The following is a 21,745-nucleotide window of genomic DNA, read 5'->3' as shown; positions in this document are numbered from 1 at the left end:
CTTCTCGCTACCGAGACAGGTGCCGGAAGCCCTCGGCCAGGTCGGCCTTCAGGTCGGCCATGTCTTCCAGGCCTACGTGAATGCGCAGCAGCGCCCCGCTGCGCTGCCACTGCCCAGGCAGGCGGTACGCGGACGGATCCCCAGGGACGATCAGACTCTCGAAGCCGCCCCAGCTATGCCCCAGGCCGAAGAGCCGCAAGGCATTGAGCATCGCATCCACCGATGCCTTGTCATGATGGGGCTGCAAGACGACACCCAAGAGCCCGGAGGCCCCCTTGAAATCCCGCTTCCAGAGCGCATGGCCGCGGTCTCCCGGCAGGGCCGGATAGAGCACCTCGGCGACCTCCCGGCGCTCGACCAACCAATGCGCCAAGGTCAGCGCCTGGTGCTGATGCTGACGCAGCCGGACCGTCAGCGTCCTGAGTCCACGCAGGCCGAGATAGACATCATCGGCCCCCGCGCATTGCCCCAAGCGGATGGAACTGGCGCGCACGAGCGGATAGATGGCCTCGTTGCAGACAATCGCGCCCAGAAGGCTGTCCGCGTGGCCCGTGATGTATTTGGTCGCGGAATGGATGACGACATCCACTCCCAGCGTCAAGGGATTGAGGAACAAGGGCGTCGCCCAGGTGTTGTCCACCAGGGTGACAATGCCCCGCGCCCGGCAGACCTCGCTGATCGCCGGGATGTCCTGCACCTCGAAGGTCATCGAGCCGGGCGACTCCAGGAACACCAGCCGGGTATTGGGCCGGAGCAGCGCCTCGATCGCCCCCCCGATACAAGGGTCATAATACTGAGCCTCGATACCGAACCGCCGCAGGGAGTCACAGAAGTTGCGGGTGGGCATGTAGGCTGAATCACTCACCAGGATATGGTCGCCAGTCTCCACGAAGGCCAGGATGGCCGTGGTGATGGCCGCCAGTCCCGAGACCGTGCACACGGAAGCATAGCCCCCCTCCAGCTCGGCCAGCGCCGACTCCAATGCCCGGCACGTCGGCGAGCCAAAGCGCCCGTAGGCTGGCAGCGTGCGCTTCAGCCGGTCTCTAGCGGTCTCCTCCATGGACTGGACGCTGCCATACAGGACGGTGGAGCCCCGATAGAGCGGAGGATTCACGAACCCGTGCTGTTGCGCGGGATTGCTTCCCACGTGAATGAGCGTGGTGTCCAACGCCGGGGACGCGGCACCGCCGCACTCGGCCCCGTCGTCCGCGTCGCGCTTCATGGGTTGCTCCAATGAGATGTCGGACCGAGCGGACCGCGAGACGCGGCCCGGCGTGGTTCAGCGTGACGGCTCCGCGAGCGCGGGCATGGCCGGAGCGGGCGCGCGAGCGAACGCCAGGCTCAGGAGCGCGGCCAGCGCGCACTGCGAAGCAACCGCCACCCAGAACATCCCCAACGTGTTGGCGGCCTTGTAGTGCGCGAAGAGCGACCCGCCCGCGATGCCGCTCAGCAAGCCGCCCACTCCCGCGGTCAATCGCTGGATGCCAAAAGCAATCGCCGGCTGTTCAGGCAGTTGCGCGACGAGCTCGAGGTCCCCCCGCAGGAACAGGAAGATCTCTCCGACGGTCATGAAGGCCGTGCCCAACAGCAGCCCCAGGAGGCTGCCCAGTGACATGATCAGCATGCCGAGGCTCATCATCGAGAACGCCCCCACCAGCAAGAGCCGATAGTTCGCCCGGGCGGTGAATCCGGCCAGCATCGGCTGCAGCACGAACATCATCACGAAGTTGAGGAGCATGACCCAGCCAAACACCTTCACCCCGGAGACGTTGGCCGCGTAGAGCCCCATGAAGTTCTGGAAGTAGAAGTAGGTGAAGAACGTCAGCGTGTTGAACACCACCGGACGCCAGACCCGCTTCAGAACGTCAGACAGGTTCCCCAGGGAGACGCGACGAGCCTGCGCGGGGGCCGGCGCGATGGGAGTCAACAACCCTTGATGGATGAGCGTGATGAAGGTGAACAAGATTGCGACCCCGAATAGCAGCAACCGGGGGTCATCGTTGATGAACACGGCCGCCACCAAGGGCCCCAGCGCCATGCCCGCGTTCAGCGCGGCGTTGCTGATGGAGAGGAACAAGGGCTTCATCTCCGAAGACACACTCGACAAGATGTAGGCTTTGTTGGCCGGCAGATACACCGCCGGCCCAGCAGCCACCAGCAGCACGGCGGGGATGGTCACCGCGGGGACGATCGTCGCAAAGGCAAGCATCACGAAGCCCACCGTGCGGAAGGCCAGCGCGAACACCATGGAGGGCTTGAGCCCAAACCTGTCGGCGACCACCCCACCCACGACTCCGCCGCCGAACTGGACGAATGTCGCCACCGCGACCAGCGTCCCAATGGCATGGAGCTCCATCCCCACGCCGCGCTCAAGGAAGATGGCGAGGAAGGGCGTGACCATGAAGCTTCCGAACGCCACCACGAACGAGCTGAGGATCAGCGACTTCAAACTCGTCGAGAGCGAGGCGAAGAACCGGTACTTCTGTGCGACGTAGCCCAGCATGAGGAGTTCCTTGCGCCGTCGAGGAGGGGAGCTAACCGGTCACCACCGGCCGCGACGAGGGAAGCCCCCACTCGCTCCAGGAGCCATCGTAGACGGCAAGCTCGCGGCGGCCCGCCTGCACGGCGGCCAACGCCAGAATGCAGGCAGTGACTCCGGAGCCACAGCTGAAAATCAGCTTCCGCTGCGGCGCCGCCTTGGCGTCGAAGAGGACGGCCAGTTCCTCGGCGTCGCGCATGCGTCCGTTGGCCAGAACCGCGTTGAACGGCAGATTCAGCGCACGCGGCATATGACCGGGGCGCAGGCCCGCTCGGGGCTCCGGCTCTCGGCCCAGGAAGCGCCCCTCCGAGCGCGCATCGAGCACCGCGTAGCCATTGTCCGACAACGCGGCGGCCACTTGCTCGGCATCACAGAACAGACCCGGTCGCGGCGCCGCGCTGAAATCGCCTGGCTCGACGGGCGTTGCGCTGCCCACTGGCGCACAGGGATGCTTCGCCTCGACCCAGGCCGGCAGGCCACCATCCAGCACCGCCACGTGCTCGTGCCCCATGGCCTTGAACATCCACCAGGCGCGAGGACTCGCGTAGACCCCGACCCGGTCATAAATGACGATCCTGCTGTCACGACGAATGCCCAGCGCACGGACCTCCCGCTCAAAGAGCTCCGGTGAGGGCATCATGTGGGGCAGCGAGGTCGTCTGATCACAGATTCGCTTGTCGAAATCGAAGAGCCGCGTGCCGGGCACATGCAAAGCGTTCCCAGTGCTGGCCCCCGCGCTGGCCGTTGCAGGCTTCAGACTGGCATCGAGCACCACCAACTGGGGATGCCCGAGGTGCTCGGCCAGCCACGAGACAGACACGAGGGGGCGCGGCAGCTCTAGCGGATTCATCAACATCCCTTTGGGTGGAGGTTCGAGCCCGGGAGACTAGATCAACGGGAACCAGGCTGGCGAGCAGCGTGGACAGGCCGGCACAAGGGCGCGAGGCCCTCTGGCTCCAGGTGAGGCTAGGTGGAGAGCTGCCACTTCGCGCTCTTCGCGAACCAGTCGGCCACGCCAAACATGTTCGTGGACACCTCCTCCTCGGAGTCACCCGCGATGACGTACCCAGCCAAGAAGAGGCCGGACTTGACCCCGCCATGGAAGCGCTGGCCTTCGCTGCTCGTGAACACCACTTCGCGGACATACTCCGGCTCATTGCCGCGAGGCAGGTGCTCCAAGACGCCGTTGAGCGGCGGGATGACGACTCCTCCACCGGGCCGATAAGCCCGAGGCCCCAGCGGTTGGGCCAGACCACACTCCGCGAGCAGCCACTCCTTGTCGATGTTCAAGTCGAAGCTGTAGACGATGTTCGAGCTGATCATCCCACCACCCGTACGGCTGGCGATCTCACAGAAGACGATCTCCCCCGTCTTCGTGTGCCACAGCTCGCAATGGAAGGCCATGTTGCTGGGTGACGGCAACGCGCCCAAGACCTTCCGAGCCGTATCAATCAGCGGCTGATAGAGCGGGTCCGTCGAGGACAGGGTGCGGGTCCCCGCGAACTCGTTCTTTCGATACGAGAGGCAGTCGTTGACGTACTTGAACGGATGAATGAAGGCGATCTTCCCTCCGATAATCAATCCGTCCACGTGGTACATCTGCCCATCGACGAATGTCTCGATCTCCAGATTGCCGCGCTGCGCGTTCGCCAGGTAGCTGTCGAGTTCGCGCTCATCATGGATGATGTGGGTTCCAAAGGAGCCCGACTCGGCCTGGGGCTTGATGACCACCGGGAAGCCGTGCGCCTCGACGAATTGAATGGCGGTGTAGGCGGAGTCGAGGGGCCGATAATCCGGAAGGAGGACACCGGAGCCACGGAGGTGATCCTTCATGATCACCTTGTTGCGGTAGGCCAGCGCGCTAGCGGTCCGCTGCCCCGGAAGGTCCAGCGCGTCGCGCAGCTGGCCGGCGCGGATGACGTCGGCTTCCGCCCGGGCGAAGACTCCAACCAGGGGGTATCGACGCCCCAGCCGCAGCGCGGTCTTTTCAACGAGCTGGTTGTGATCGTAGTTCGCGAAGGCATGCACCTGGGGGAGATGCCGGTAGCCCGAGGCGTACTCCTCGGGGGTCAGGATGATAGGCTCGATGCCGGTCCCGGCCAGCCACTGATCGTAGGGCGTCTTGGCGTAGGTCGTCTTGGCGAAGATCAGGATGTATTGCTTGCTCATGTGTCGCGGCCTCGTGTCAGTGCCCACTCCCTCCGCGCGGCGCGAGCGTGGGGGCCTGCCAAGCATGCGGCGCAGGGCGAACAGCTGCTCCGCGCCGCCGTGAAGCAATTATCACGCAAGCCGGCTCAGTCGACGGCCTCTTCGTTCGCGGCCGAGCGGTTGATGAGCGCATTGCGCGCCTGGGCGGTCAGCGCCGGCGGCATCTCCTGGATCAGCTCACGGGCGAAGCAACCATTCTTGTAGACCCCGCGCATGCGCTTCTCGGAGAACTCCGTGATGGACTGGTGATTGAACTCGAGCGCGTAGGTGGTGCCCTCCGCGCGGGTCTTGCGCACCAGCTCGCCCATGTGCGGCCCGAACATGTTGACGCAGGCGACCACATCTCCAATCTTCACCGTGCGCTCCCCGGCGGATTCGCGCAGGAGCGACTCGGGGGTCGGGACCACGGCGAACAGCTGCCGGCCAGCACGGCACCAGCCCACATGGCCCGGGAAGCCCATCACCTTGATGCCGAAGGTGCCAAAATCCTCGCTGACCGCGAGCTGGAAGTTGATCGGCTCGTTCTCGTGGAGCCACTTGATGTCGCGGTAGGCTTGCTCGATCTCCTCGCGCGACATCTGGAGGTCGGTATGCCGCCCGCCATGGTCCGAGAAGTTGTTGAAGCGGACCGTGTGCACGCCGAGCTTGTTGAAGTACTGCGCATATCGCACGAGCGATTCACGCGAGTTGTTGTGGCGTCCAACGGTGATGCCGATGTTGACGCGGAACATCTCGGCCCCGGCGTCGGCGTTGTACTTGAAGATACGCCGCACCACCTCCTCGCACTTCGAGCCGCCGAACACTCCCTTGATGGGGTAGTCCTTGCCGTCGCGCACGTTCAGGTCCGAGTCGATCAGACCGTGGAAGGTGATGGAGATGGTGCCGTAGCCGCTGTCTCGGGCGAGGTTCAGCAGTTCGACATAGTTGTCCCCCATCAAGGGGCGACCGCTGGTCCACGCATCGCCCTTGTGCATGGTCTCCGTGGGCTTGTGGTCGGACTCCTGCCGGAACTCTCGGTTGTGCGCCGGGCCATAGAGGCGCATGAAGTCACCGCTATAGGCGAAGCTGTCGACGTAGCGCGGGTAGATCTTGTAGCCCGCCTTCTCGAGCGACTCCTTGATCAGCACGCCCTCCTTCATGTCGAACGCTTTGTCGAAGGCCTGCTCGTAATTGACGAACCAACAGTGGCTACAGTTCTGGCCACAGGTCGTCTTGCCTACCTTGGTATCGAGGTCCAGGTAGATATGGATATCTTCCGGCTTGATCTGATCAAAGGGAACGTTGAACGCGACGTCACCGTGGAAGTCGTATGCAATGGGAAGATTGGTGTTGCTCATGGCGGGAACCCCTGTTCGGTGCTACGGGAATCCACTTCGGATAGAGCAAGACCCGACGTGCCCACTCGGCTGAGGGGGAATCGTGGCGCATCGGGAGCAACGGAGAGGAGAAGAGAAACCACGGGGCAAACGAACCGTCCGCCGCATCTGGCGCCCGCAACGGAACGAGTCCTGCCGCCCCAAGAATCACGAGATGCTCCCCCTCTGCCGACTGCTACGCCCGGGGCAGGCTGCCTTACGGCAATCCCCCGTCACTGCTCCACCCACCGCACATCAACAGGGCGCAAACGTCGCGCACCCGTGCCAATGCGCAGTCAATCTGCACACCATCCCGGCCGATTGGTGATGACGTGTCGCCTTCTAAACGTCCCGCAACTTCATGTCAAGGTACGCATAAGCTGAATTTTGCGCCTACCCGGAATGCCGGCATGAAGGGCATACGCGAGTCAGGACACTGCCAGGAATACCCATTGGGTGGATTCGGGAGCGAAGTGAGGGGTTAAGAATACCCCAGCGATGGGGCATTCTCAGCCCAGGTCCTCGGGACCATCCTTGACTTCGATGAGCGTCAAGGTCGTTGTCGCGTGAGAGGATTCAGCCGACACGCTTCAGCTCCTACATTGCCGGGGCGAGGTGAGGAGACTGGCCGAGGCGGACAGGGCCCACGACGGCCAGCGTCATCGCAGCCAACCGATGAAGTGGAAGCTCGAGGCTCCTGGCCACATCGTCGGGGGCTCCAAGGCGATGCTCCGCGCGAGAAGTTGCTCGGGGGGAAGCTCGCTCTCCAGCGCCTCCCTTGGGACGAGGTAGAGCTGCCGGAGCCAGCCGTCACCACAGAAGCCGGGGAGGGAGGCATCCCGTCCGACCAGAATGCTCACCAGTGCCTGCGTGTCATCAGGAGAGAAGGCCAGCGTCGAGAACGCCGTCGCGTCGTGGCGTACCAGTTGGAGGGCACGCGCATTGGCATCCCAACGATAGAGGCGCTGTGGCTGAGGTGTGACGCCCGTGCACTCCAGGGATTGACGCTCGGGCGTCACCGCCGTGAAGAGCCCCCCGGCGTGCGTCTGGTACCAATTGAACCGCCCCCAGGAGGGCGCTTCCAGCACGGGCTCCCGCGTGAAGCCATCGCCCTGTGAATCGAAGGTCAGCCACGCTGCCTTTCCGCTGGGAAGCACCGAGGCTGGCACGAAAGCGCGCACGCCATCAGGCGAGACGGAGGGCCTCTCGGCGGGGAGGGTCCACAGGGCTCCCGTGGACATCCGCAGGCCCCCCAGCCGCTGCTCCTCCGTCACACCGCAAAGACTCGCGAATGAGAGCACATCCCGAGAAGTGTCCCAGACGAGCAACTGGGTGTCCCCGAGGGGAACGTCAAGAGGAAGGGAGGTCCCCCTGGCGGAATCGACCTCCACCTGGTGAAGGCTCACGCGCGCACAGCCGCCCTCGAGGGTCTCAAGGACATAGGCCAGCCGCGCTCCGTCCGAGGACCAGATGAAGCTACCGGCCCGCACGGCGGCCGGCGAGAACGGAGGCTCGCGCAGGTCCACCAGCTTTCGCCGGCCCGTGCCGTCGGCGTTCACCACGAATAAGACATTCCACGCCTGCGCGGGAGCAGACGCCCCCTCCTTCACTGCGACGGGATGACGCTCCGCGTAGGCCACGCGCGCGCCATCCGGAGAGATCACCGCTCCGTTGATGGCGCCCTCGACCCGGGGGCGCTCCCAGGCGGCTACCAGGCCACTGTCCGTAAGCGCGACGCGACGCGCTCCATCCAGCGATTGGACCCAGAGGTCTCGAGGGGCCCCAGGGCGTTCTTGACGGAGGTACAACAACCCACGCCAGCCCGAGGCTTCGACAGACTTGATTCGAGCGGTATGGCCATCCCGGCCACAGGCGGCGGACACGAGCAGCGCCAACCAGCCCAGCACCCCACGCCGTCCCACCAACAAGGAGGGGACGTGTCGAACAACGAAATGGGGTCCGGTCATCGCAAAAGCATAGCGAGGAGAGCGAACGAAAGTCAGAGATGGGCGCATCGACGCCCCCAAAGGAAGCCAGCAGGACATGATGGACCCGATGCGGCCTCGCAGAAGGAGCGGACAACCCGAATGAATGCGCTCGGTGGGCCGCCGGACCGCCTGGAGCAGACTGCACAGGACGCGTTGGCAGTGGCCACTGCCGCTACGCACCGGCGCAACGCCGGATCAGGCGACCCGTGAGAACCACTCCCCCGTGGAGAACTGGGCCTCCAGCACCGCGGCCAGATGCGTGTCCTCCAGCAGTACGCCCACTTCGATGTTCCGTGTCTGTCCTCGGTTCGTGAAGTTCGCGGACGTCACGAAGACCCAACGTGCGTCCACCACGACACATTTCGCATGCAGGCTGGCGAAGACCTCCCTCCCGGGTGAGAAGCCGTGGCACTCCGGAAAGGGGGGACCGAAGGGCCAGTGCTCTCGCAGGAACGCCGTGGCCACCGAGGCGCTCGCATAGAGCCTGCCACTCACGCCTCGCTGGAGGGCTGTGTGCAGCGGCCCCAACACGTCCGCCGCGTGGTCGAACGTGAACCCGGCCACCAGCACCGTGCTCGTGGCCTTGTGGAACAGGTCCGCCAGCACCACCGCCGTGTCGCGAGCGCCGCTCCAGCGGGCCTCGGGTCCCGTCCAGACCAACTCTGGCCGCCGGGCACCCGCGCGCCGTTCCACGAGCACCGTGTCCAGCAGCACCAGCGTTCCCTCTCGTCCCAGCGCGTTCAACGCCGCGACCTCCCCCGCCAGCCACTCCAACCCCTCTCCCTGGAGCGCCAGTCGGGACAACGGAAACCCGAGCCGCCGCGTGCGCACCACGGCCATCAGCCGCTCCAGGTCCAACGTCGCCACGCCGCTCAGGTCCACGGCGTCTTCAGGAAGGCGACGTCCTCGTGGCCCAGCGTGGGCACGACGAGCGCGCGATCGAGGTACTGATTGAAGCGCTCGCAGGAGCACTCGGGGAGGAAGAGGCACCCGTGGCACGCGGCGCCCTCCAGGTCTCGGTCGTCACGGCCCGTGGGTTCGTGATGCGCGCAGACGGGGTCGTTGGAGCAGAGGCGCGCGTCTTCCAGCGCCCGGGCAAGGTGCTGCCCCAGTCGCCTCCCCTCCTCCACCAGTCCGCCCAGGGTGCCTTCCGCGCCCGTGGTGCCCGTCATCAACAGCATGCCCGCCATGGGGACCGCGTCGCTGTGCGGCGCGCAGTAGAGCCGCTCGCGGATGGAGCTCGCGGGATAGCCACACTCCAACGCCACCTCCGTCATCAACAGGTGCGCCAGCGAATGGAGCAGGTAGAGCCGCACGCCCGGGAAGAGGAGCTTCGAGCCGGAGCCCTGCTTCCAGCGTTCATACCCAGCCCTCAGAACCTCCTCGCGCCGCAGCACGGGCTCGGACATCTCCCACGCATGCACCTGCTGCTCGTCGAGCACCAGCAGCATGCCCTCGCCCTGCATCTCCGTGACGGGTATCCAGTCCCGGTGGAGCGACATCGGCGCGAGCGCCACGTCCAGGTCGTAGCGGCCCTGGAGGTCCTTCGACAGGGGCTCCAGCCGCGTGAAGCCGACCTGGGCCTGGACCTCCCGCAGCCGTCGCGCCAGCACCACGCGTTCGACCAGCGAGGGCAGCCCCTGGGGCCGAGCGATGCGCCGGGCCCAGAAGACCTCGGTGCGGTCCCGGGGCATCTCGCCAGGCTTCTCCTGTGGCTGGGAGAGGAACTGGAGCCACTCCGCGGTGCGGATCTCCGGGACGACTTCGGGCGTGTGCTCGCGCTCCGCGGTGATGGCCCCCAGCACCTCCGCGTTGGAGGCGGAGCCGAGCGCCGCCTGCACCTGGGCAATGGTCCGGAAGGCCGGCAGGGTCTCCGCGGTGGCGGATTGGAGGATGCTCCACGCGGACTGCACCTTGCGACGGAGCGACTCCGGTTCAGGGATGGTGATGGCGCTGGTGGTCTGCGCGAAGTAGCCGTTGCTGGCGGTGCGGACCAGCAGTCGCTGCTTCTCGTCGCAGCGCTCCCGCGCCTCCAATCCCAGCCAGGGCCGCTCCCCTTCGCAGCGGTCCTGCTGCTCCTTGTGGGTCATGTCGATGAGGCGCCTGCGCTTGCCGCACGTCGAGCACGCGACCTCGATGTCACTGAAGTCACCGCTCACGCCCTCCTCGAGCTTGAGCTGTGGGGCGTCGCAAGGTTTGCGCTCGTGCATCCACCAGCTCCAGTCGATGTCCGACAGGTGCCCCCGGGGACAGGCCGCGACGAAGCGCACTGGCACACAGCGCTCGGGCTTCGCGTCCACCCCCGCACAGCGATGGCGGTACTCCTGGTTCACGCGCTCCAAGCTGTTGGCCCGCACCAGCGTGCGGCAGTGGGGGTTCTGGCAGACAAACCAGCGCGGAAACTCATACACCTGGATGCCGCAGGACTCGGTCGGCTCTCGCTCATCCCCAGCAGGGGGCTTGCGGAAGGGGGCTTCCTTGCTGAGCGGCCACTTGTTGCGATGGTAGAGCGGTTCGACGATCTCCAGCAGCCGTGGCTCGTTGACCACCTCGCCCTGGCCCTTGAGCCGCCAGAAGTCCAGACCGCCCACGAGAACTGCGTCGTTCAGCAGGTCCAGCATGCTGCCCGGACCGAAGGTGGAGACCACTTGGCTCTGGCGCACGCGCCCATCCGGCGGCCGCGTCGAGCGGGCCTTGGTCCACTTCCTACGATTCGTCATGCGCTACCTCCTCCGTCGCGGCCTTCGGGGCGCGGTAGCCGCCCAGGGGTTGACGTGAAATCCACAGGTGTACCGAGGACTCCACGTCACGCATGGACGTCGGCGCCTCGAACTTGAGTTCGTCCTGGGTGAGGTTGTCAGTGGGGTCCAGGAAGCCGCGCAGCAGGGGCTTGAGCCCCTTTCCCTCCGGGTCGTAGGGCGAGTACGCGCGCTGCGCGGCGTCCTTCTTCGCCTGCTCGATGATGTTGCGCCACGAGTCGAGCAGGCTTCGCGCTCGCTGCATCACGATGCCGCTGGCCCGCTCGGACTCCGCCTTGGGCAGCCCGCGGCCAGCGCGCTTCGCCAGGGTTTCGAGCGCCTGCTCCAGCGCGTCGCGGTGTGCCTGAAGGGACTTCCACTCCAGGGGCGCGGTCATGGCGGTGTCCAGCAGCCGGCCCAGCGCCACCACCACGCCCGCGAGCCCCCGGTCGAGCGCCGGAGCCGAGAAGGGTGTCACCGAGGTGGCTTCGACGAAGCGATAGAACGACTCGTGATACGTCCCGAAGCGCTCGTAGTGGCTGCGGTCGCGGGGCTTGGCCGCGTTGAGGCACGTCACCACGAGGCCGGGCTTGTTCATCTTGCGGCCCACGCGGCTGGACGCCTGGATGTACTCGCTGGTCGTCTTGGGCTGTCCCGCCACGACCATGAGTCCCAACCTGTCGATGTCCACGCCGACGGAGATCATGTTGCTGGCGAGCACGACGTCGATGCTCTGGGGCTGGCCGTGCGTGAGCTCCAGGCGGCTCTTCGAGGCCTTGATGTCAGCGGTCTTCTCCCGGCTGGTCAGCTCGATGGGCTCGCCGCGGATGGTCCTGCCCCGATACCAGGGATGCTCGGCCTCTCTGCCGAAGTCCTCTGGACGACGGCGAACGCGGTCCATCACCAGTCGGCGAACCTCGTCCTCGACCAGCCGGCGCATGCCGCCCAGTTCGCGCAAGCTGTTGAAGTAGCCGACGAGCGTCAGGTACGGGTCCGCGCTCACGGCGCCGTGAAGCTGCTCGCCGCGCGAGGCGGCGGCGAGCAGGCTGACATAGACGCGCAGCAGGATGGCCTTCATGGGCCGCCCCGGTGCCGCCACGCCCACGTATTGGCGCGCGCCCTTCTTGCCCACGGAGGCGAAGAACGTCTCGGAGGCATCCACCCCTGGCGGAGGGAAGAGCGCGACGTCCCGCCCATAGAGGCGACTCACCTGTTGCCGGGAGCGGCGGACGGTGGCGGTGGAGGCCACCAACTTCGCCCGAGGCGCGAGCGTCAGGACGGCGCCTTCGTAGAGGCCCACCATGGAGCCCAATGGGCCGGAGATGAGGTGCAGTTCGTCCTGGACGATGAGCTCGGGAGGAGGCAGCCCCTTCGGGAGCGTCACGAGCGCCGCCTTCACGTCCGCGGCAGCGTTGCACGGGCCGACGAAGCGCTTTCCGGTGCGCCCCAAGACGCGACCGAAGAGCAATCCCGTCTCTCCACGCCACGGCAGCATGGCGAACTTGTCCACGGTGGCGACGAGGAAGCACGGCAGCTCGCGGTAGATCTGCTCGTCGACGAAGAGGACGGGGAGCCCTTCCGGGTTGCGGCCGAGGTTGAAGGCGCACGCGATGTTGGCGCAGCCGACGAGCACTTCCTCGGGTCTGGACTTGGACGGCCGGAGGATGAAGCACTCCCGTTCGAACGGTGTGGCGCACCAGGGGCAGGTGGCGAGCGGGAACGGCGATTGCGCGCGGGGGCTGTTGTCATTCTTGTACTCGGTAATCTGCGTGGATGCCTGCTCCAGCGTGTTGGCAGTCGCGGAGCGGCCGACCCACAGGCCGATGGAGAAGCGCACTGCGCCCAGGCGCTTCGGCTCTTGTTGGCGGAGCACTTCGAGCGCACAGATGAGTGTCGCGGCGCGCCCCAGTTGGTCGAGAGTGAGCAACCGCAGCGTGTAGCGCAGCAGCACGGCCACACCCAGGCCGCCGTGGAGGTAGGCCTGACCGCGGAGACGGCGCAGGAGCAAGGTGAAGGCAATCAGCCCCAGGTAGGCCTGCGTCTTTCCGCCTCCGGTGGGGAAGAAGATGAGCTCCACGAGCTCACGGTCCGCGTGGCCTTCGTGCTCAACGGAGGGGAGGTTGAGCAGGATGAAGGCGAGCTGGAAGAGACGCCATTGGGGCGCTTCTCCCTGCCGCACCTTTCGCTCCGCCTGGGCCATGACGCTGTTCATCCAGCGGAAGGCGTCGAAGGCGAGAGGCTCCCGAGTCAGGAGTTGGATACCCTCCTCGATGCGATCAGCCGCGCGTCGAGCCCTGCGGATGAGCTCATCCCGTGTCTCCTCGCGGCGTTCACTGCCGACAGCGAGAGTGGCCTGGGTGGCCACCCATTCACGGTAGGTCCGGACCAGAGGGAGCAGGGCCGCAACGGCCTCTGCGGGGGTTGCGAACGCGGCGAGCAGCTCCATGCCGACCGTGACTTCGTGAATCTGCCGCGCTTCGACAGGGAGCACCTCGACGCGTGGCAGCCAATCCGTTTCCACGCGGATGACGGGGACGGAGACTGATGGGATGCGCACGGAGATGCCATGACCCACGGCCCACCGCTGGCGGTCGCGGAACTGGAGGTCGTTGACGCGGTCGTCGTCGTCCTCGCTCATGGCGTCGCTGGAGTCCTGTCGGCTGACGAAGCCTTGCTCGCATTCCAGGGCGAGGTGGGTCTGGAAGGCATAGGCCTCGTCCCGGTCGGCGGCGGTGCTGGTGGGCGGACGCGCGTTGACGAGGAAGATGGCGACCGCGAGCTCGCCTTCGCGCGTCTTCTCCACGTGGCCTTCCAGGCGCAGGCCCCGACCGTCCTGGAGGTACATGCCTTCCCGCAGTGTCGCGTCGTTCAGTGACAGGGTGACGGTGCGTTGGTGGAAGGTGCGGCTCCAGTGCTTGCGACCCTCTGCTTCGATGCGCTGATAGTCCGCCCAACAGACATGGGCGGCGAGCTGGGATGCGCCCGCGGGGACGAAGACGGACAGGCCCATGGATGCGGGCAGGCGGCGCACCTTCTTGGCGGTCGGATCAGGTCGGGAGGCGTCCTCGTGGTCCTCGTCATTGCCCGCGGCCAGGTCGTCTTCCTCGTCGTCAGGGTCATCCTCGATGACACCCTGGTCGAGCGGAACGAGGAAGCCCGTCAGGTACCAGCGAGACGGTGGCGTGCGGAGCACTTCCGGGGTGTCCGAGACGGCAGCACCTGGAGGCTTGTGGAACGGACCGACGAGGTCCGCTTCGAGCGCATCGATGAGGTGGGAGCGGACCGCTCCCGTGTCAGCAGCATGCATGGGAAGCCTCACGCGGTCTGGGCGCGGGATTTCGAGGGATGGCGGGCGGTGGGATGGGCTTCCTCGTGTGCGCGCTGGGCGTTCAGGTCGAAGAGGCGGTCGAGCACTTCGTCTTCGAAGACTTCGAGCTGTTTGGGAGTGGCGCCGCAGTACAAAGGGACGTGGATGTCCTTCCATCCGTAGGCGTCCAGGACGGACTGGTCTACGGCCACGTGCAGGTCCCGCAGGCACTGCGTCGCGGTGTCGGTGACGGACTTGTCCTTGAGCCGGTTGTAAGTCGTCGTCAGACCGATGTTGTGGGCCTGCATGTACTGGCTGCGCTCAAAGTGGAGCCGCTCGCCGATGCGGTCGAGCGCCGATGCATTCCCGAAGTCAGGAAAGGGGAATGTCTCGAAGCAGTCGCTTGGTGCGTAACGAAGGCGGTCCTCGAGAGATGACGACAGAAGCCGGGCCCAGACCTCATGAACTCGCGATTGAAGCACCGTCTGCCAGCAGTCCTGCTCTACGGGGATGACAATGACTTGCTCGCTGAAGACAACGGACGACGGCTGCCATGAGAACATCAAGTGCTTCGAGACTCGAGAGGTCGTGAGGCAACGAGCGACGGGGCGAAGTGCTTCCTGTAGTTCAATGCGCTTCTCGCCAAACTGCCACCACCACTTGCGGTAGCTTTCCCTATTGTTCTTGTCTCGCTCAGGTTTCACCAACTCCCGTACGATACGAATGAGTTCCGACCAGTGCTCCGCCTTCTGTAATTCCATCTGCCCGAAGTTGATGACGTGCCTTTCGAGTTCGGGACTCGGGTCGGAGTTGATTTCTTCTCCGCCCACATAGCGAAAGATGCGTTCCACGTTCCTCGGTGATTTCGCGACGAGCGCTGATCGCTGCTCGGAGCTGAGAACGAACCCCATCCCAAGGACGATGCATCCCTGGAAGCTCTTCCCCGCATTGGCGGTGAGTATCTCTGGATCTGATCGCTCGGGTTTTCCTCTCAGTCGAGAGTTCAGGTGAGTTACGGGCAGATGGTCCAGCCGCGGCTCCAACTGCAGGTCGGAGACGTGGCCCTTCGCCAAATGCACCACGGACACCGAGACGTTGGCGCCAGCCACCGGCCATTTCATGGAGCGCACAGCGTCGTAGAGGTGGCCACCATGGTCCACCAAGTGCTTCAGCCCCGTGGCCCTCGTGTCCCCCTGCGCGATGGTGTTCGTTGCGATGAATCCGAAGCTACCGTGTTCGCCCAACAGATGAAACGCACGGCGGAAGAAGTGCGCGGAGAGATCCGCGTTGCCATGCGCCCCCTCATGAATCGCCTGGAGCCAAGGGAGATAGCTCGCTCCGCCCGCCTCAATGATGGCGTTCTTTCCCGCGAACGGAGGGTTCCCCACGAACCCATCCACCCATGCAGCCTTGTTGGGCTGCTCGTTGTCGAGCGGATCCGGCCGGCTCCCGTGGAAAACCTCCGGGAACTCCAGCGGCCAGTGGAACGTCCACGACGGCGCGGAGAACTCCGCGATGTCCGCAGGCATGGGCGGCGGAACACCATTCTTCGCCTTGGACAACCACACCCCAATCAGGTCCAACCGGCGGACGCGCTCCTTCTCCCGCTCCTTGTCCGAGCCATGCGCGAAGAACGCCCCGACGCACGCATTGGCGATCCGCTTGATGTCCTCCAACGCCACGTCCGCGTCGCGCAGAAGCCCCTCCTTCACCCGGCCGGGCTCCAAGTCCAGTTGCAGCGGCTTGCGCTCCGGTCCTTCCAGGTCGAGCGCGAGTTGGAGGATCTTCTCGCGCTTCTCCAGCGAGCTCTTCAGCGCCTTCGAGATGAACGCCCAGGACAGCTCCGACTGCTTCTTGCGGGTCGGGGCCCAGTGAAATGATTGAAGCTGATCCAGATCGAGCCCGACCAGTGAATCCCCACACTTGAGTGCATGGTCCAGGAAGGTGAAGGGCTCCGTCTTCGCCAACGTCACGAGCCACAGCGACAGCTTCGCGAGCTTCACGGCCCATGGATTCTTGTCCACGCCGTACAGGCATCGCTGAGCCACCAGCCTGCGTGCCCGCATCACCTCGTCCTCATGCTTGTCACGCTTCAGCACGCCCTCACGTGTCCAAGCGGCGACAACCTGGTCCGCGAGAAAACGGCAGGACTCCACCAGGAACGCACCCGACCCCATGGCCGGGTCGCAGATCTTCAGGTTGAGGAGTCTCTCTGAAGACGGCTGCGGCCCCATCGTCTTGAGCAAAGGCTCCAGAGCCCGACGGACGATGGGCGCTGACAGACTACGAGGCGTGTAGTGACTGCTGGTCCGTCGCCGCTCGTCGCCAGGCTGGAGTACCCACTGGTCTCGCCGTGTCTCGGTCCCCTTCACGCGGTACGGCTCCAGCGCGGCCAGGACCAACTGCTGCGTCGTAGCCTGCTCCAACGTCTTCGACAGGGCTTTCACCGCCTTCGCATCGAGGCCCACCTCCCCTTCCAGCCATGCCGCACGCCGCTTCGCGGGCTGGGCCAGCACCTCGGGCACCGAGACCCATACCCGTGAAGGCTTGAGGCAGATTCCAGCGCCACTCAGGCGCTTCACGTGGAAGCCCATCAGGCCCTCGTACACGGAGCCAATCTGCTCCACGTCGAGCGACTTGAAGCTCAGGCGCTGTCCCTTGAGAAAGATGAGCCGTTCCAGGACCTGGAGGACCGTCTCGTCATCAATGGGAGGCACCCGCACATCCGTGCCCACCTCGGCGGAACTCGCACCTCCCAGGAAGGGGAACGCGTCAGGGTCGAAGAGCTGTCCACGCCGTGCCGGCATTCGCAGCTTGTCATGCGAGGCGCCTAAGTAGATGCACCGGAAGAGCGCCAACAACCGTGGCCACGCACCGAACCGCCGGTTCATCGAATCGGGGTATTGGCTGGAGTCCTCGACGAGCTGCGCGTGAAGTGCCTTCACCGACAAATCATCGCGGTAGGGCTCCTGGTCGACGGGAAGCAGACCCTGGTCCTCCGCGTAGAGGATGAAGACGAGCCGCAAGAGCGTGGAGAGGAGCCCGCCATAAACGTGGTCCTCACCTCGCGAGAACGCCTCGGCCAAGGCCCGGGAGCCATCCCGTTCAGCGGCCGTCTCGAAACCCGTGAGAAGGATGCCGAGCGCCTCCAGGACCTGGTCGGCCAGTTCGTCGGTGACATCCGCCTGCCGGCGGCGTGACTGCTCCAGGAGCGCGGGAAGCTGATGCTCGGGCAGCACGCCGAAGAAGCGGCGCGCATGCAGGAGCATCACCATCGCGTCGAACAGCGGACGGCCGCTGGCGGTGACGAGGTCCTTGAACCGGAAGGTGATGTGCCCTGACGTCTCTCCGTGGGGCGCATAGACGAGGCGCACGGAGTCCCCGTTGAACAGCAGACCGATGGGGACACGGGCCGCGCGTAGCAGGCGCTCGAACTTGGCGGTGGGCTCGTAGAACCATGCGCCCGTGGTGTCCTCCTTCTTGTCCAGGTCCAACCCGACCGGCAACTCCCACGTCAGGAGCGCGAAGCCTTCCGCGGCGCGGCTGATGGGCGTGGAATCATCCGGCAGTCCTTCCGGCTTCGTGGGAGGAGGCCCTCGTCGCAACAGCCCCCGCGTGGGCGTGAGCGTCTGGTGCCCCTCCGCGATATCGAGCTGGAGGTCCTCCGGAAACCTCGTGGTGAAATCGTCCTCGGTGTAGCCCAGCACCTCCCGGAGGAAGCGCGGGACATCCGTCACGCGAGGCGACTCCCGGCCCGTCAGCAGGACAAACCGCGACTGCGCGGACACCGGCAGACGCTGCATGCACTGCGCGTCCTCGAGGACCGGAATGGAGACCACCAAGCCTTCGATGGGCTGAGCCATCCCCATCCAGGTCTGGTGATAGCGACGCTCGACGTCCCCGCCAAAGTTCTGCCCGTTCATCAGCGTGCCCCCGGCCACAGATAGACCATGCCCACGGGAACCAGTCGGGCGACCCGCACGGCGTAGGTGGCCTTCAAGGATTCAGGTTGTTCGACAAGCTCTCTTCCGAGCGCGGTCAATCGCTGTTCAAGATGGACCTTGTCCCTCCTCCATTGGTCCTGCTCCACTCGGGCGTCGAGCTTGAGCTCGAGCTGCGCGCCCAGTGCCTCCTGGATGGCCTCCTGCTGTGTCAGGAGAATTGCTGTCAGCGCCTTGGCTTCGGCCGCCCCTCGCGCCGCCAGCTTCTTGCGAGCCCCCTGCTCTCGCACCGACGCCTGTTCCTCGACGGCGGACCAGAGCTTCGAGAAGTCGGACTCGGCGCTGGCCAACAACCGCTTCTGGACGGCTTTGGGGATCGCGGAGAGCGCGGGAGCCTCTGCCAGCGTGGTCTCCAGTTGGTCGATCGCCTTGCGGTCCGCGTCGTCCGCGAAGGGCTTCAGGTGCCCGCGGCCGCCGCCATCCAGCCACCTTGCAGAAACAGAGACCACCTCGTCATGAAGCCGCGCGGCACCCTCGCCAAAGAGAGACAACCGGCCGAAGACAATGACGCGCGCCACTGCGTCGCGTTGGGTCTGGACCACCGTGACACGGCTCAGGTCGTTCGCGGAGAACCCCTGCGCCAGGAACCGCTGGAGCACCCGCTGGACGAGCGGATGGGACAGATGCAGGTGGACGAGCTTGCTGGAAACGCCCGGCGGCGCCTCGAAGACGACGGGAGACAGGGGGCGCTTGCGCCACTCCCACGCGGCCTCGTCGTGTTCCCGGCGCGGACGAATGGAATCCAGGGTCGTGCTCCACGAAGCGGGAAGGACGGGGACCTTCCAGGCCTCCAGCGTCCGGCCCTCTTCCGTGATGGCCTCCCGCTCCAACCGGCCCGCGCCGGCCAATTCGAACCCCACGTCCAGCGCATCGCGCAGCAGGACGGGATTGAAGTCCATGACCTTGCCGCTGCGCTCGCGGAGTTCTCCAATCGCATCCAGTTCCTTGCGCAGGGATTGGAGCGTGCGCTGGGACTCCAGTTCCCGCTTCGCCACCTCCGTACGAGTCGAGGTCGCGGCACGGGAGAGGCTCTCCAGTGTGCTCTTCGTGATGCCCGAGGCGAGGGCATCGTGCATCTGGTCCATCAGCACACAACCCAGGCTGCCCAACTCACGCGTGATGGTCTCGACCTTGCGAGCGAGGGTGTCGAGCACCGCATCCTCGGCGCGCTGGCCGTAGACGAAGTAGCCACAGCGCACGGTGGACTCGGGTTGCAGGGCACGGTCGATGCGACCGTTGCGCTGCTCCATGCGGGAGGGATTCCACGGAACGTCGATGTGGAAGAGGTCCGCGCAGTGACCTTGCAGATTGATGCCTTCGCGCGCGGCGTCGGTCGCGAGGAGGACCCGCACGGGGAACTCCTCCATCGAGCCGTTGAAGGCGGCCTGCACTTCCGCGCGCTTCACGTCATCGATGCCGCCCGTCAGCGTGAGGATGCGCTCATCCCCTCGTTGGGTCCCCTCGAAGGCGGAGGAGAGCTGCTCCTTGAGGTAGCGGAGCGTGTCGCCATACTCAGTGAAAAGGATGACCCGACGGGGCATCCACGCGGCGCCTCGGGTAAGCGGGCATTGATGCTCGCGAATCCAGTGAAGCAGGGCCCGCAGCTTCGCATCCCGGGCAGCGCGGTACCGGGCGCTCAACTGGAGCATGTCATCCAGGAGCTTGCGCGCCTGGACGCTGGCGGACAGATGCTCACTGTGCTCGCGGATGCTCTCCGCGAACGACAGCTCGAGCGCCTCGTCCGTTTCGCCATGCTCCTCGGACTCAGGAGCCATGTCGCCGGTGAGCGCTCCGCCATCGGGAGCAAGCGTCCCCGCGCCGAAGGCCGCCGCATGAATGGAGAGAGTGCGATGGAACGCCTCGATGCTCGAGAGGAGGCGCTTCTGGAGGTTGATGAAGACCAGACGCCCCTGCTTCGTGCCGGGCGCCATGAGCTCCGTGTAGCGAGCGAGCTTCTGGGACAGCTCCAGTTCCGGGGCGGCGGCCTCGCCCAGGTCGACACGCTGCTCGGCGGTCTGTCCATCCGGGGCGAGCCACTCGGCGTGCCAGCGTCCCAATTCATGCGTTAGCCGCACGCCCACCACGAGCCGCTCGGGGTAGCGCTGTGAACTGCCCAAGGCGCGAAGGTCGCCCTTGAGCCGGCGCACCATGACGGGAGCCAGCTGTGATTCGCGGACGCGGGTGCCCCGCGTGAAGCGCTGTGGGTCCAACATCTCCAACAGCGCGGAGAAACTGTTCGAGTGGCCGTTGTGCGGCGTAGCGGAGAGGAAGAGCCGGTGCTCGAAGCGCTCCGCCAGTGAGCGGATGCTGCGAGTGGTCTCCGTGTCGATGGCGTAGCGGCTGGCCGAGGCGGGCGCGACAACGTGCGCCTCGTCGAGCACCAACAAGGACTTGTGGTACCCCTTCTCCTCCAGGAGTGTCTTCAGCGGTTCGAAGTACTCGCTGCGCCGCAGCGTCTGGTACGACACGATGAAGCGTGAGTGCGTGGCCCAGACTGGGACCTGGAAGCCGCGCTCCTGACGGCGGCGGGAGACAAACTCGCTGTTGAAGATTTCGAAGCGCAGACCGAAGCGCTTCTCCATCTCATCGCGCCACTGGAGCGTCACTGACGCCGGGCAGACGATGAGGACACGGTCCACACGCTGGCGGAGGATGAGTTCCTGCAACACCAACCCCGCCTCGATGGTCTTTCCGAGACCTACGTCATCGGCGATAAAGAGATTCACCCGAGGCAGCTCAAGCGCCTTCTTGAGAGGCGTGAGCTGGTGATTCATCAAGTGGATGCCCGCGCGGAACGGCGCCTGGAAGAGCCGGGCGTCGGTGGCGGTGACGGAGCTCCACTTGAGCGCGTGCAGATACGCGGCGAAGTGACGGGGCTCGTCGAAACGCTCCGGCGTTCCCAGTCCACCCTGTTCAGGTCGGATGACCCGAGCGGCAAGCTCACGCTCCCACAAGACCGACAGGGGGCGCCCCTGTGAGTCATCATCGAGACACGTGAGACGAACGAGGGTGTGCTGCTCCCGGACATCCGAAGGAGCAATGACCTCGTTGACCAGATACTGACGATGGCGGACCTGCGCGATATCACCCGCGCACGGAATGGGAGCGATGGGCACGGGAGCAACATCCCGCTACAGGATTGAGCCAAGCCATACCTCCTCGGAGTGATAGAACGGCGTCATCCCGCCCCATACACTGAGGGCGCCGATGCGCCTATCCGCTCAGTGCAGATGCCTTCGTAGCCAGTAAGACATTCATGCTGCCCAGCTTGGCGACATCATCGAACTGGAAGAGGAACCACCCAACCCCAAACGAATCTACCTGCAAGCCTTCCGTGGCAACCGGGACAGGGCTTATCTAGGTATGTTCGAATCAAAGTTGGAATTGAGCCGAAGCAATGAGAGCCCAGGTCCGACTGAACGGGAATGCCTCGTATACACCGGCCATGTCGGGATCTCTTTCGACGGCCCCAAGCCCATCTTGGTCGTGTCCCTATAAGTGTGTAGTCGGCGAACAGAGGTGAGCGGGAAAGAGGGAAGCTCCTCGGAGAAACCAACCGAGACGGTCTCCCCCTGGCAGGGGAGCCGAGGAGTTCCCGTCGTGGACGAT

General features: G+C 65.4%; 11 protein-coding genes. All 11 read right to left on the bottom strand.

The features are described from left to right. Positions 1–7: 7 nt before the first annotated feature. The gene (gene metC, locus KRR26_RS28630) at positions 8–1,222 is read right to left on the bottom strand and encodes a cystathionine beta-lyase (protein ID WP_217081344.1); all 1,215 of its coding nucleotides are present in this window, start codon (positions 1,220–1,222) and stop codon (positions 8–10) included. A 57-nt stretch (positions 1,223–1,279) separates the two neighbouring features. After that, positions 1,280–2,503: an MFS transporter gene (locus KRR26_RS28625; protein WP_217081343.1), complete on the bottom strand. Its 1,224-nt coding sequence runs from the start codon at positions 2,501–2,503 to the stop codon at positions 1,280–1,282. Positions 2,504–2,534: 31 nt separating this feature from the next. Continuing rightward, the gene (locus KRR26_RS28620) at positions 2,535–3,359 is read right to left on the bottom strand and encodes a sulfurtransferase (protein WP_217081342.1); all 825 of its coding nucleotides are present in this window, start codon (positions 3,357–3,359) and stop codon (positions 2,535–2,537) included. A 146-nt stretch (positions 3,360–3,505) separates the two neighbouring features. Continuing rightward, complete coding sequence (locus KRR26_RS28615; protein ID WP_217081341.1) at positions 3,506–4,708, bottom strand: ATP-grasp domain-containing protein; 1,203 nt, start codon at positions 4,706–4,708, stop codon at positions 3,506–3,508. A 125-nt stretch (positions 4,709–4,833) separates the two neighbouring features. Then, positions 4,834–6,084, bottom strand: coding sequence for a radical SAM family protein (locus KRR26_RS28610; protein ID WP_217081340.1), 1,251 nt, complete (start codon positions 6,082–6,084; stop codon positions 4,834–4,836). Positions 6,085–6,761: 677 nt separating this feature from the next. Continuing rightward, a complete protein-coding gene (locus KRR26_RS28605; protein WP_217081339.1) occupies positions 6,762–7,664 on the bottom strand; it encodes a hypothetical protein in 903 nt (300 codons plus the stop codon). A gap of 621 nt (positions 7,665–8,285) precedes the next feature. After that, positions 8,286–8,972 carry a phospholipase D-like domain-containing protein gene (locus tag KRR26_RS28600; protein ID WP_120202014.1) on the bottom strand — a complete coding sequence of 229 codons (687 nt, stop codon included), beginning with the start codon at positions 8,970–8,972 and terminating at the stop codon, positions 8,286–8,288. Further along, positions 8,963–10,810, bottom strand: a complete 1,848-nt coding sequence (drmB, locus tag KRR26_RS28595) for a DUF1998 domain-containing protein (RefSeq protein ID WP_120202016.1) — start codon at positions 10,808–10,810, stop codon at positions 8,963–8,965. Before drmB ends, KRR26_RS28600 begins: the two co-directional genes overlap by 10 nt. Continuing rightward, positions 10,797–14,135, bottom strand: coding sequence for a DISARM system helicase DrmA (drmA, locus tag KRR26_RS28590; RefSeq protein WP_217081338.1), 3,339 nt, complete (start codon positions 14,133–14,135; stop codon positions 10,797–10,799). Before drmA ends, drmB begins: the two co-directional genes overlap by 14 nt. An 8-nt stretch (positions 14,136–14,143) precedes the next feature. After that, positions 14,144–18,058 carry a DNA methyltransferase gene (locus KRR26_RS28585; RefSeq protein WP_217081337.1) on the bottom strand — a complete coding sequence of 1,305 codons (3,915 nt, stop codon included), beginning with the start codon at positions 18,056–18,058 and terminating at the stop codon, positions 14,144–14,146. Next, positions 18,058–21,252, bottom strand: a complete 3,195-nt coding sequence (gene drmD, locus KRR26_RS28580) for a DISARM system SNF2-like helicase DrmD (protein ID WP_328707230.1) — start codon at positions 21,250–21,252, stop codon at positions 18,058–18,060. The genes KRR26_RS28585 and drmD overlap by 1 nt, the downstream gene beginning before the upstream one ends. Between the last annotated feature and the right edge of the window lie 493 nt (positions 21,253–21,745).

The organism is Citreicoccus inhibens, assembly GCF_019039035.1.
Classification (GTDB): domain Bacteria; phylum Myxococcota; class Myxococcia; order Myxococcales; family Myxococcaceae; genus Citreicoccus; species Citreicoccus inhibens.
This window is presented reverse-complemented; position numbering and strand designations above follow the sequence as displayed.

What these genes read in the sequence shown, in the direction of transcription:
- metC (WP_217081344.1), bottom strand. Translation starts at nt 1,222, where the DNA reads ATGAAGCGCGACGCGGACGACGGGGCCGAGTGCGGCGGTGCCGCGTCC.
- KRR26_RS28625 (WP_217081343.1), bottom strand. Translation starts at nt 2,503, where the DNA reads ATGCTGGGCTACGTCGCACAGAAGTACCGGTTCTTCGCCTCGCTCTCG.
- KRR26_RS28615 (WP_217081341.1), bottom strand. Translation starts at nt 4,708, where the DNA reads ATGAGCAAGCAATACATCCTGATCTTCGCCAAGACGACCTACGCCAAG.
- KRR26_RS28610 (WP_217081340.1), bottom strand. Translation starts at nt 6,084, where the DNA reads ATGAGCAACACCAATCTTCCCATTGCATACGACTTCCACGGTGACGTC.
- drmB (WP_120202016.1), bottom strand. Translation starts at nt 10,810, where the DNA reads ATGACGAATCGTAGGAAGTGGACCAAGGCCCGCTCGACGCGGCCGCCG.
- drmA (WP_217081338.1), bottom strand. Translation starts at nt 14,135, where the DNA reads ATGCATGCTGCTGACACGGGAGCGGTCCGCTCCCACCTCATCGATGCG.
- KRR26_RS28585 (WP_217081337.1), bottom strand. Translation starts at nt 18,058, where the DNA reads ATGAACGGGCAGAACTTTGGCGGGGACGTCGAGCGTCGCTATCACCAG.